Genomic DNA, 11,819 nt, shown 5'->3' on the forward strand with positions numbered 1-11,819 from the left:
GATCCAGGCAGCTGCGACGTCCTCCGGTGTCTTGCCGCCGAGATCGATCTCGCCGCTCATCTTGTTGAGCTCATCGGTGTCGATCGTGTAGGCCTTGGCCACCTTGTAGGCGACCGGCCATTTGTCCTTCATGCCGGACCAGGAGTATTTCCAGATCTCGCCATGCGGCTTGCCGCAGTCATATTTGGCGTCGGGGTTCACGCCCCATTTCGGGTCGTTGTAGCACTCGGGCGTGTATTCCGGGAATTCAACCCACTCGCCCTTGTATTTGGCAGGCGCCCAATGCGGCGAATAGATCCACAGCATGATCGGCGCCTTGCGCTGATAGGCGGAATCGAGCTCGGCGAACATCGCCGCGTCGGTGCCGGCATGGATGACGGTGAAGGGCAGTTTCAGCGCCTCGACGCGCTCGTCGTCAAAGCCTTCCCATGTCACCGGGCCGCCGAGATAGCGTCCCTTCGGTGCGGTCTCCGCCGTCGAGAAGGCTTCGGCGCATTTCGGGTCCTTCAGCGCTTCCCAATTGGGCAGGCCCGGGCATTACTCCTTCATGTATTCCGGAAACCACCATTCTTCCTTGGCCTTGGGTCCGAGCTTACCCAGCCGTTCGGTCTGGCCGGTCGCATCGGAGGCCTTCATGGCTTCGCCGGCGGTCGTGTCCCAGAACTCCAGGCCGACATCAAGATCGCCATTGGTGAGGCCCGTGGTCAGGCTGGAGAGGTAGTCGGCCGTGGGATACTCGACGGTATAGCCGAGCTTTTCCAGGATACCGCCAAGGATCTTGGCGTTCAGATTGACGCTGGTCCAGTCGAACAGCGCGATCTTGATCGGATCGTTGGATTCTGGTGCGGCGGCTTGGGCGGAAGGTGTCAGTGCACTCGCCGCGGCGAGTGCGAAGGTTCCCATTGTTAAGTTCGAAATCACACTGCGAAGTGACATGCTTGTTCTCCTTCAAGCTGTGAAAATTATCGTTCGTTCCCTTCTTGCGGCTTTTCTTGATTGTGTTGGAAAGGCTGGTCTTTGCGCAAGGCCGTCGGCGCCAGATTATTGCCCCGGCTTTGGCCGACGCAGGCAAGATGGTGCTCAATTCTAGTGATGATGGAACAGGACTGCAGTGTCGGCGTCATGGTTGCCGACGGATCGCTGCGGGGGCGGTCATCTGCGGATCGATTGCCAGTCTTGCGGCGCCTTGCAAGGTGCGAGCCATCAAGGTCTCATGTTCTCGGCTGTCGACCCGGCAAGCGCCATCTCGCCAAGCCAGTTTCATGGGATGAAATTATATATATCAAGGTTCATGTCGCGCAACGACTAACACCGCGCGAGGCGTATAAATTCAGACTGCAGGCGAAGTTGAACCTCTACCAGCAGACGTAGCCGCCATCGACAATCAGGTCGAGGCCGGTGACGAAGCTCGCTGCGCGGCTGGCCAGGAACACCGTCGGTCCGACCATTTCCTCCGGCGCCGCCATCCGCCCCATCGGCGTGTCGCGCTTGAAGATCTTCACCTCTTCGGCCACCTCAGGCCGCTTGTTCATCGGCGTCAGTGTGTAGCCCGGGCTGACGACATTGACGCGCAGGCCGCGATCGGCCCACTCCATAGCGAGACTCCTGGACATGTGGATGACGGCGGCCTTCGAAGAATTGTAGTGCGCCTGCGTCAGGCCCCGGTTGACGATGGTGCCCGACATCGAGGCGATGTTGATGATCGAGCCCTTGCCTCGCACCAGCATCTTGCGCGCTTCGGCCTGACAGGACAGGAACACGCCGGCGACATTGACCTCGTGCACCTTCTGCCACGTCTCCAGCGGCATCGTCTCGGCGGGTTCGGAGCCGGCAATGCCGGCATTGTTGACCGCAACGGTCAGCGCACCGAGTTCGCTCTCGACTCGATCGATCGCCGCCGCCAGATCGCTCTGCGATGTCACTGTACCGTTCAGCACCAGCGCCTTGCGGCCGAGTGCCGTGATCCGGTGCGCCGTTTCATCCAGCCCGCCTTTCGACGCATGACCAAAACAGGCGATGTCGGCGCCTGCCTCGGCCAGCCCGATCGCGATGGCCTGGCCGATGCCGCTGCCGGCGCCGGTGACCAGCGCGACATCGCCATCCAGCTTGAAAAGATCCATCGAGTGTCCTCCCTGTCCCAGGGAGGGTATGCGCTGACCCGTGCTTCGATCAAGCGCCCGCGCGCAAGCGGCGTCGATGCCTAGAAATAACCGCTCGACGCGGCCGTGGCTTCCTTCGGGATTTCGACGCCATCGACCAGGATCTTGTCGACCAGCTCGTGGTGGAAACAGACCAGCCCCTTGATGCGCTCCGCCTCGTGCACCGGCTCAGGATAATACCAGACGAGGTTCTCGTGACGCTTGGCCTTGGTCGTCACGTGATAATAGTTGGAGATGCCCTTGTAAGGACAGCGCGAGATGTAGCGGCTGGGCGCGAACATATCGAGCCGCGTGTCGGCGATTGGCAGATAGTGGCGCACTGGATGGCCGGTCTCGAACAGGAACACGCCGCGGCGTGAATCGGCGACCTGCTCACCATCGAGGATGACCTGCACGCGCCGCGACGACGGCAGGCAGTCGACGCGGCGGAAGGGATCGCGGGCGTGGACAAAGATCTCCTCGTCCTCCTCGAACCAGTGCCCCATCTTGCTCCAGGTGAACGACATGTAGTCCGATATCGGCGGACAGCCCTTGACCGGATCGAGATAGCGCCAGGCCGCGTCCTCGACCAGCGTGATGCCGGTGTTGAGCGAATAGTGGGTGGCTGTGCCCTTGAATGGGTCCTCTGTCGTGGTCTTGCTCGGCAGCAGGAACTCCTCGCGAACGTCGCCGATCGGAAAATAGTAGACCGGCAGATGATCGGATTCGTAGAACACCAAGGCGTTGGTCGTATCGGCCACGGTCATTGACCCCACCTGCACACGCAGGCGCTTCTGCGTCGGCATGGTGAAGGCTATGTAGCCCGGCTCGAAGTCGTACTGCACGATGCTGTCGAGCAGCGGAAAATGCGGCCCGCGGCCGCGCAGATGAGGCTTGCGAATGGTAGTCTCCCGTTTAGTTTCTTTTGTCATCGGGCGTTGAGGCACGATCAGCTCAGGGACACGCGATCGAGCAGCAGGCCGGCGGCGATCGGCGGCAAGCCGCTGACATTCTTGCGCACCGGCACCAGCAGATCGGGAAAATAGCTGAAGATGACAGGCGTCTCGTCGAGCAGCAGTTTCTGGATGTCGGAGGCGGCAGCGCGTTGCGCGCCGACATCAAGCGCCTTGAGATAGCTGGTGACCATGCCGTCATAGGCCGGGCTCTTGAAATGCGCCGCATTCCACGGACCGTCGCTGACCAGCGGGCTCTTCAGGAAGACGTTCGGCACGCTGCGATGGGCGTAGTCGGTGATGCCAAGTGGGCTGTCCAGCCAGTCCGACTGGCCGAACACCGCCTTGCCGTAATATTTGTCCTGGTCTTCGATGTTGAGCGAGATGCGGGCACCGATTCCCTTGGCGAAATTCTGGAACAATTGCGCGTAGCGGGGAATGTCGGAATAGCGCAGCGTCGTTAGCGTGATGTCGAAACCACTGGCAAGGCCCGCCGCCTCCAGCAACTGCTTGGCCTTGGCGATATCCTGGACGCGCTGCGGCACCGTCTTGTCGGTTGCGGGGAAAGCGGGTGCGAAGGGGCTGTCATTGCCGGTCGCCGCCATGCCGCGGCACAGCCCGTCGACCAGCTTGGAGCGGTCGATGCACAGCGCCAGCGCCTGGCGCACGCGCTTGTCGGTGAAGGGGCCGGTGTCGCAGCGCATGTGAAGCTGCCGGTGCGCGGTCGAAGCGACACGCAGCACCGTGATATCAGGACTGTTCAGCACCACCTGGCTTACATCGAGCGGAACGGCGTCGAGGATGTCGACCTCGCCGGCCTGCAGCGCCAGGATGCGCGGTTGCACGTCGCCGTAGAATTTGAATTCGAGCCGGTCAGGCAGCGCCTTCTCGCCCCAATAGTCGGTATTGCGGATGAAGGTCGCGCCGACCTTTGGCGTGTAGGTCTCCAGCCGGAATGGCCCGGTTCCTTCGAACGTCTTTTCGTAGTCGCCCTTGTAGCTCGCCGGCAGGATGACGGCGTTGTAATTGTCGATCGACACCGAATAGGGAAAGCTGCCATTCGGCGCATCGAGATGGAAGGCGACGGTGTGGTCGTCGACCTTCCGGGTGCCGCCTTTCGACAGCAGCCCCTTGAACACGGAAAGTGCATTAGAAGCGCCTTTGGGGTCGGCCAGCCGGTCGAAGGTCGCGACGACGTCGTCGGCCTTGAAATCCTCGCCATTGTGGAATTTCACGCCCTTGCGCAGCTTGAACGTCCAGACGCTGCCGTCCTCGTTCGGCGCCCAGCTCTCCGCCAGCACCGGCTTCAAGGTGAGGTCCGGCTGCGTGATGCAGAGAAATTCGGCGGTCTGGAAAACCAGCTGGTAGCTGCCGCTGTCATAATAGGTGACGGGATCGATGGCGCCGCCCGGCGTCGCCACGCCGGCGCGCACCGTGCCGCCCGGCTTGCCCTCCGCGCGTGCTTGCTGCGTGCCGAGGCCGGCGGCCGCGACAAGGCTGCCCAGGAACGGCAGTGAGAGACCAAGCACGCTGCCATGGCGCAGGAAGTCGCGGCGGTCCATCCTGCCGGCCAGCAATTCGTCGACAGCGGAATTTTCGATTGCAGTGAGCGTTCTGCGAGCGTTGTCGATCATCCGGAAATGCTTGGGCATGGCTGGATTCCTCGCGTGTCTTGGGGTTCGGCCATCTAGTTCATTGTTGACTGCCGCCGGAAAGCGATATTTTTTGATAGGGGTCATCGAAATTTTCGATGCAGAGGTGGGCATGGACACTGAAAATCTGCGCAGCTTTCTCGAAGTCGCCACCCATGGCAGCTTCACCGTCGCAGCCAGCCGGCTCAACCTCGCGCAGTCCACCGTCAGCGCACGGATCAGGGGGCTGGAGGAGCAGTTGGGCCGCCGGCTTTTCGTGCGCGACCGCGATGGCGTCACGCTGACGCCGGCCGGCCGGCAGTTCCTGCCACATGCCTCTTCCATCACCCGCACCTGGGAGCAATCGCGGCAGGACATCGCCGTTCCCGATGGCTACGAGACCTTGCTGCGGCTGACCGCGCCTGCCTATCTGTGGGACCGCATCACCTCGCCATGGGTCGAGTGGATGCGCGCCAGGCGGCCGAACGTGGCGCTGCGGCTGGAGGGCAGCTTCCCGGACTCGGCGATCGACCAGCTGGCGGAAGGCCTGCTCGACATCTGCATCCTCTACCTGCCGCGACCGCATCCCGGCATCGTCTACGAAACGCTGGCGGTCGATCAGGTCGTGCTTGTCCAGCATGCCGCGCAGACCAGGCCGTGGACCGAAAACTACATTCTGATGGATTGGGGGCTGGAGTTCCGCATCGAGCACGACCGCGCCTTTGCCGGCATGGTCAAGCCCGCCATATCGGCCGGACTGGTCTTCATCGGGCTGCAGCACGTGCTGTCACAGCAGGCCGCCGCCTATCTGCCGCTCAGCGCCGTCAGCGGTCATATCGAGCGCGGCGAGATGCGGCGCATCGACAATACGCCGGTGTTCCAGCGGCCGATCTACCTCGCCTATCCCTCGAACCCCGCCTCGTCGGATGTTCTGGATGTCGCGCTCACAGGCCTGCGCACGCTGGCCAGAGACTGGGCCGAAGGGCAGGGCTTTTCGGAAGGCGACCGTGCTCTCAGCATGGCCGGCCAGATCTGACCGGCCAAGCCACGCGGGTGATGGTGACGCTCGCTATGCCGGCTCGGTCACGGCCGCTCTCTGCAGCCTGGCCAGTTCGGCATATGGAATGTGGCAGCGGATCGAATGGCCGGGCTGGGCCTCGCTCAGCGGCGGCTCCTGCTGTTCGCAGATCGGACCGATCTTGCGCGGGCAGCGCGTGTGGAACACGCAGCCCGACGGCGGATTGGTGGCGCTCGGGATTTCGCCGTCGAGACGAATGCGCGCCGTCTCGGTCTGGTCGAGTTTGGGCACGGCCGACAGCAGCGCTTCTGTGTAGGGATGATGCGGCCCGGAAAAGACTTGCTCCGACGGTCCGAGCTCCATGATGCGGCCGAGATAGAGCACGGCGATCTTGTCGGAGAGGTAACGCACCACGGCCAGATCATGCGAGATGAAGATGTAGCTGACGTCTTCCTTCGACTGCAGGTCGGCGAGCAGATTGAGGATGGCCGCCTGCACCGAGACGTCGAGCGCCGAGGTCGGCTCGTCGCAGACGACGATGCGCGGGACGCCGGCGAAGGCGCGGGCGATGGCGACGCGCTGCTTCAGGCCGCCGGACAGTTGGCGCGGTTTTACAGCCAGATGCCGGTCCGTAAGCCGCACCGAGCGGACAAGGTCGTTGAGACGAGCCTCCAGCGCCTTGCCGGAGAGGCCCGCCAGCCGCTTTAGCGCGCGTCCGATCAGATGCCGGATCGAATGCGATCGGTTGAGTGCGGAGTCCGGGTTCTGGAAGACGATCTGCATCGCCTTGATCTGGTCGTCGCTGCGGTTCTCCAGCCTGGGCGCCAGCGCCTTGCCTTCCAGCTCGATCGTGCCGCCTGCGTCCGGCGGCACAAGGCCGAGCAGCAGCCTGGCGAAGGTCGTTTTGCCGCTGCCGGATTCGCCGACCAGCCCGAGCGTTTCGCCAGGCCGCAGGTCGAGGGACACGTCCTTCACGGCGCGCAGTGCATGGCCATGGCTGGCATAGGTCTTGTTCAGCCCGGTGACGCGCAGCACCGGCGCTGCCGCCGCCCTTGGTACAGGCGCCACATCGCTCGGTGTCGCACGCGGCAGCGCCTGCGCCTTGTCGTGATGAAAGCAGCGCGACAGCCGGCCGCCCAGATCGTAGAGCGGTGGCAATTCGCTGCGGCAGCGGTCGTCGGCGAGCGCGCAGCGATCGGCGAAGGCGCAGCCCTTGATGTCGACCCCGATGCCGGGAAGGAAGCCGGGAATGGTATCGAGGCGGCCCTGGTCCTTGCGCTGGCCCCCGCGCGGCAGGCAGCGCAGCAAGGCTACGGTGTAGGGATGGCGCGGGTCGTTGAAGACGACCTCCGTCGGCCCTTCCTCGACCAGCATGCCGGCATAGAGCACGCCGACGCGGTCGCACATGTTGGAGACGACGGCGAGGTTGTGGCTGATAAACAGGATCGAGGCCGACAGTTCTTGCCGCAGCTGTGCGATCAGGTCGAGCACTTCGGCCTCTACCGTCGCATCGAGGCCGGTGGTCGGCTCGTCGAGGATCAGCATCGAGGGATCGTTGGCCAGCGCCATGGCGATCGCCACGCGTTGCTGCATGCCGCCGGAAAGCTGGTGCGGGTAGCGCTGCATCACGCTCATCGGATCGGAGATGCGCACGCGATTGAGCATCGCAATCGCCCGGTCGGTGGCCGCTTGTCCCGAAATACCGCCGAGTTCAAAAATCTCGGTCAACTGACGGCCGACGCGGATCGACGGGTTCAGCGCCTTGCCCGGGTCCTGATAGACCATGGAGACGCTTTCGGCCCGCGCCCGCCTGAGCGCCTCGGCGTCGAGTTTCATCACGTTCTGGCCGTCGAGCGATATCGTGCCGCCGGTGATAGAACCGTTTCTCGGCAGATAGCGCACCACCGTAAGCGCCACGGTGGATTTGCCGCAGCCGGATTCGCCGACCAGCCCATAGGCTTCGCCCTGGCCGATGGTGAGGCTGAGGTTACGCAGCACGGCGCGGTTGCGGCCGGCGACGCGGTAGGCAACCGAAAGATCGGTGACTTCGAGTGCGTTTTCGGCCTTGGCGGAGTTAGTCATTGAGCGCTCCGTGAACGCCGTCGGCGGCCAGATTGACGCCGATGACCAGCGAGGCGATGGCGAGCGCATCGAACAGCACCGTCCACCAGAAGCCGCCGCCGATCATGCCGTAATTGTTGGAGATCGACAGCCCCCAGTCGGGAGAGGGCGGCTGGATGCCGAAACCCATGAAGGAGAGCGTGGCGACGGCGAAGATGGCATAGCCGAGCCGCACAGTGGTTTCGACCAGGATCGGCGGAATGACGTTGGGCAGGATCTCGACGAACATCGTATGCAGGGCACTTTCATGCCTTAGCTGCGCGGCAGCGACATAGTCGAGTTCACGCTCGGCCAGCACCGCGGAGCGCACGGTGCGCGCGATGATCGGCGCGAAGCTTAAGCCGATGACAACGATGACCGTCGTCTTCGAGGTACCGAGCGCAACGATCGCCAGCAACGCAACGATGACCACCGGGATCGCCATGAAGGCTTCCAGGATTCGGCTGACGACATCGTCGACGAGGCCGCGAAAATAGCCGGTGACGAGGCCGAGCGCCGTGCCGGCCACTGTCGCCAGCAAGGTCGCCAGCGGGGCGACGGTCAGGATGTCGCGCGAGCCGACGATGACGCGCGAGAAGACGTCGCGGCCGATCTGGTCGGTGCCGAACCAGTGTTCGGAAGAAGGCGGCGCCAGCGCGTTGATGATGTCGTCGGCGAGCGGGTCGTAGGGTGCGAAGTGCTCGCCGAACAGCGCGCAGGCAACCCAGAACAGCACGATGGCGAAACCGACAAGGAATGTTCGCGAGCGCAGCAGCGAGAAGAAGACCTCGGCCAGCGGGCCGCGCGGGCGCGTGTCGTCGGGTGTCGAGGAGGTGGTCTGGATGGTGCTCATTGGTCTGACCCCAGCCGGATGCGCGGATTGAGCACGGAATAGAGGAAGTCGGCGACAAGAGTGGCCACGGCATAGACGATGCCGATGGTGAGGATGCCGGATTCCAGCATCGGGAAATCCTTGCCGCGCGCGGCAGTGAAGATCAGCGAGCCGATGCCCTGGTAGCGAAACAGCGTTTCGATGACGACAAGGCCGCCGATGAGGTAGCCGGTCTGCGTGGCGATAACGGTGATGGTCGGCAGCAGCGCATTGCGCAGCACATGGCGCCAGATCACCGTGCGCCAGGGCAGGCCCTTCAGCACGGCCGTTCGCGTGTAGTCGGAATCGAGCGCTTCGATCATGCCGGAGCGCGCCATGCGGGCGATGTAGCCGAATAGCACCAGGAACAGCGGCAGCGACGGCAGGATCAGGTAGTAGAGCTGCGTGAAGAAGCCGGCGTCGCGCGGCCATGCGGCCGATATCGGCAGCCAGCGCAGCCAGACACCAAAGATCAGGATCAGGATGATGCCGGTGACGAATTCCGGCAGCACCGTCACCGACAGACCGCCGAGGCTGATGATGCGGTCGAGCGGGCGGTTGAGGTTGAGCGCGGCGACGACGCCGCCGAGGATGCCGATCGGTACCACCAGCACGAAGGCGACCGCCGCCAGCTTCATCGAATTGCCGAGCGCATCGATGACGAAAGGCGCGACCGGCGAGCGGAAGATGTAGGACGTGCCCATGTCGCCCTGGACGAAATTGGAGATCCAGCCCCAGTACTGTGCCAGCAGCGGGCGATCGACGCCGAGCGTGTGATTGAGCGCGTCGACCGCGCGCTGGTCGGCGAATGGACCCAATATGGCGCGCCCGACGTTGCCGGGCAGCACCTGGCCGCCCAGGAACACCATGATGCTGAGCAGGAACAGCGTCACCAGCGACAGCGAGACACGCCGGGCAAGGAAGGAGAGAATGGCTAAGACTCCTTGTGGAGCCAGCCCCATGCGGGAGCTGGCTGTTAGAGGATTGGCTTTCCCTTTGAGCATGATCCCGAAAAGTGGGGACCGGTTTTCGGAAAAGGTCATGCTCCAACAAAGAGTTAGTTCAGGCTTTCGATGCCTTGTCGAGGAACAGCTGCGACATGGCGGTCGGCTGTACGCCGGCCACGCCCTTCGCCGTCGCCGTCAGATAGTCGTAGAAATAGCCGAAAATAACAGGCGTTTCCTCGAGCAACAGCTTCTGGATCTTGCCGGCGTCGGCCTTCTGCGCCTCGAGGTCGAGTGCTGCGATGTAGCTGGTCGCCAGCGCGTCATAGTCCTTGTTCTTGAAATGCGCCGCATTCCAGGTGCCTTCGCTCTTCAGCGGTGCCGCAAGATAGACGTTCGGCACGCCGCGGTGGCCGTAGTCGGTGATGCCCATCACCGAATCCAGCCAGTTCGACTTGCCGAACACCGCGTCTCCGTAATAGCCGCTCTGGTCGAGGATGTTGAGGTCGAGCTCGACGCCGATCTCCTTGACCCAGTTCTGGATGAGCTGGGCGTATTCGGGGATTTCCAGGTAGCGTTCGGTGGTCAGGGTTATCTTGAAGCCCTGGCCAAGGCCGGCTGCTTCCATGAGCTGCTTGGCCTGGGCGATATCCTGCTTGCGTTGCGGCACGCTCGTATCGGTCGAAGGATAGACGGCGGCGAACGGGCTGTCATTGCCCAGGGCGGAGCGTCCCTTCATCAGGCCGGCGGCCAGCTTGTCGCGATCGAGGCAGAGCGCAATGGCTCGGCGCACGCGCGCATCCTTCAACGGACCCTCGTCGCAGCGCATGTGCAGTTGCTGATGGGCCGACGACTTCAGGCTGATGATGTCGATGTTCGGATCGTTGAGCAGAGCGACGCCGGCCAGCACCGGCATCTGGTTGATGATGTCGACCTGTCCGCCCTGCAGCGCCAGGATCTGCGGCTGCATGTCGGTGAAGAAGGTGAATTCGGTGCGCTCGGGCAAGGCCTTCGGCCCCCAATAGTCCTCGTTGCGGACGAAGGACGCGCCGACCTTTGCCGTGTATTTCTCAATTCTGAACGGCCCGGTGCCGTCGAAGCTCTTTTCGTAGTCGCCCTTGTAGCTCGCCGGGATGATGACGGCGTTGTAGTTGTCGGACGACAGCATGTAGGGGAAGTTGCCGTTCGGCGCATCGAGGTGGAATTCCACCGTGTAGTCGTCGACCTTCTTTGAAGCGCCTTTCTGCAGGATGCCGGTGAACACCGACAGCGCATTGGACGAGTTGGCCGGGTCGGCAAGGCGGTCGATGCTGGCCACGACGTCGTCGGCCTTCATCTCGCCGCCGCTGTGGAATTTTACGCCCTTGCGCAGCTTGAAGGTCCACACCGTGCCGTTGTCGTTCGGCTTCCAGCTTTCGGCCAAGGCCGGCTGCAGCACCAGATCGGGGCCGTCGACGCAAAGGAATTCGGCAACCTGCTGCATGATCAGCAGGCCGCCGGCGTCTGCAATGCTGACCGGGTCGATCGTCGCCGCCGGCACACTGCTGGCGACGCGGATGGTGGCGCCCGGCGCGCCCTGGGCGCGCGCCAGCGACGGCATGCCGCCAAGGCCGGCGGCCATGCCGATGCGGCCCAGCAGCGGCAGCGACAGGCCGAGCAGGCTGCCGTGACGGACGAAGTCGCGGCGGCTGACACGGCCGTCGACGAGGCCGTCGATCAGGTGATTTTCAAGCGGCGTGCGATTGCGCCGGATAAGGTCGAGAATGCTGTGGTTCTTGCTCATGGGTTTTTACCCTTTCCCCTATTTCTTATGGTTGACGAAATTTTCGTGGATTGCTCCATTTTCCCGGCACCGGAGGCCTGTCTACCGGAACTTTAGCATGCGGTTTTGTCCGGTCCATCCAGTCGTGGCGTGGACGCTCGGGGTTGTTGGTTGCACGGCTTCCACCGTCTTTGTCCAACCTTCCCGACCGAAATCGCGGCGGTTGGCTTCTCGTGTCTGGCCGTCGGTCTTGGCCGCTAGCCGTCATCTAGTTCAGCGGCAAACGGCGATAGGTTCCGGGCTTTGCCGGGTCATGATACTTGTTGCACGGTCCTTTCTCGGTAAAGTCTCTGTGACAGGCAGCGAGGTTTTCGCGCGACAAGGTGACGCCGAGACCGGGAC

The 11,819-nt window shown here is 63.2% G+C and carries 8 protein-coding genes and 1 pseudogene; 1 reads left to right on the forward strand and 8 read right to left on the reverse strand.

Going from position 1 to position 11,819, the window contains the following annotated elements:
* The 4 genes and pseudogenes from EN969_RS03995 to EN969_RS04010 form a co-directional block, all read right to left on the reverse strand.
* Nucleotides 1-936: pseudogene (locus EN969_RS03995) on the reverse strand (ABC transporter substrate-binding protein); the annotation flags it as partial.
* A 419-nt stretch (nucleotides 937-1,355) separates the two neighbouring features.
* Nucleotides 1,356-2,120, reverse strand: a complete 765-nt coding sequence (locus EN969_RS04000; RefSeq protein WP_013532887.1) for an SDR family oxidoreductase — start codon at nucleotides 2,118-2,120, stop codon at nucleotides 1,356-1,358.
* 80 nt (nucleotides 2,121-2,200) lie between these two features.
* Nucleotides 2,201-3,091 (reverse strand): DUF427 domain-containing protein, encoded by an 891-nt coding sequence (locus tag EN969_RS04005; RefSeq protein ID WP_164745786.1) that lies wholly within the window; start codon nucleotides 3,089-3,091, stop codon nucleotides 2,201-2,203.
* Nucleotides 3,088-4,743, reverse strand: coding sequence for an ABC transporter substrate-binding protein (locus EN969_RS04010; protein ID WP_063167626.1), 1,656 nt, complete (start codon nucleotides 4,741-4,743; stop codon nucleotides 3,088-3,090). Before EN969_RS04010 ends, EN969_RS04005 begins: the two co-directional genes overlap by 4 nt.
* A gap of 112 nt (nucleotides 4,744-4,855) precedes the next feature.
* Here EN969_RS04010 and EN969_RS04015 point away from each other — a divergent pair, with 112 nt between their 5' ends.
* Nucleotides 4,856-5,758 (forward strand): LysR family transcriptional regulator, encoded by a 903-nt coding sequence (locus EN969_RS04015; RefSeq protein WP_063170184.1) that lies wholly within the window; start codon nucleotides 4,856-4,858, stop codon nucleotides 5,756-5,758.
* A 33-nt stretch (nucleotides 5,759-5,791) separates the two neighbouring features.
* Here the strand turns inward: EN969_RS04015 and EN969_RS04020 are convergent, their stop codons facing one another.
* From EN969_RS04020 to EN969_RS04035, 4 genes are all read right to left on the reverse strand, one after another.
* Nucleotides 5,792-7,822 carry an ABC transporter ATP-binding protein gene (locus tag EN969_RS04020; RefSeq protein ID WP_063167627.1) on the reverse strand — a complete coding sequence of 677 codons (2,031 nt, stop codon included), beginning with the start codon at nucleotides 7,820-7,822 and terminating at the stop codon, nucleotides 5,792-5,794.
* On the reverse strand, nucleotides 7,815-8,693 hold the full coding sequence (locus tag EN969_RS04025) for an ABC transporter permease (protein WP_027163828.1): 879 nt from the start codon (nucleotides 8,691-8,693) through the stop codon (nucleotides 7,815-7,817). The genes EN969_RS04020 and EN969_RS04025 overlap by 8 nt, the downstream gene beginning before the upstream one ends.
* Complete coding sequence (locus EN969_RS04030) at nucleotides 8,690-9,673, reverse strand: ABC transporter permease (protein ID WP_181172681.1); 984 nt, start codon at nucleotides 9,671-9,673, stop codon at nucleotides 8,690-8,692. Before EN969_RS04030 ends, EN969_RS04025 begins: the two co-directional genes overlap by 4 nt.
* Nucleotides 9,674-9,773: 100 nt before the next feature.
* Nucleotides 9,774-11,438, reverse strand: a complete 1,665-nt coding sequence (locus tag EN969_RS04035; RefSeq protein ID WP_013532880.1) for an ABC transporter substrate-binding protein — start codon at nucleotides 11,436-11,438, stop codon at nucleotides 9,774-9,776.
* Between the last annotated feature and the right edge of the window lie 381 nt (nucleotides 11,439-11,819).

The organism is Mesorhizobium sp. M7A.F.Ca.CA.003.01.2.1 (assembly GCF_003998945.1).
GTDB classification, from domain to species: Bacteria; Pseudomonadota; Alphaproteobacteria; order Rhizobiales; family Rhizobiaceae; genus Mesorhizobium; species Mesorhizobium ciceri.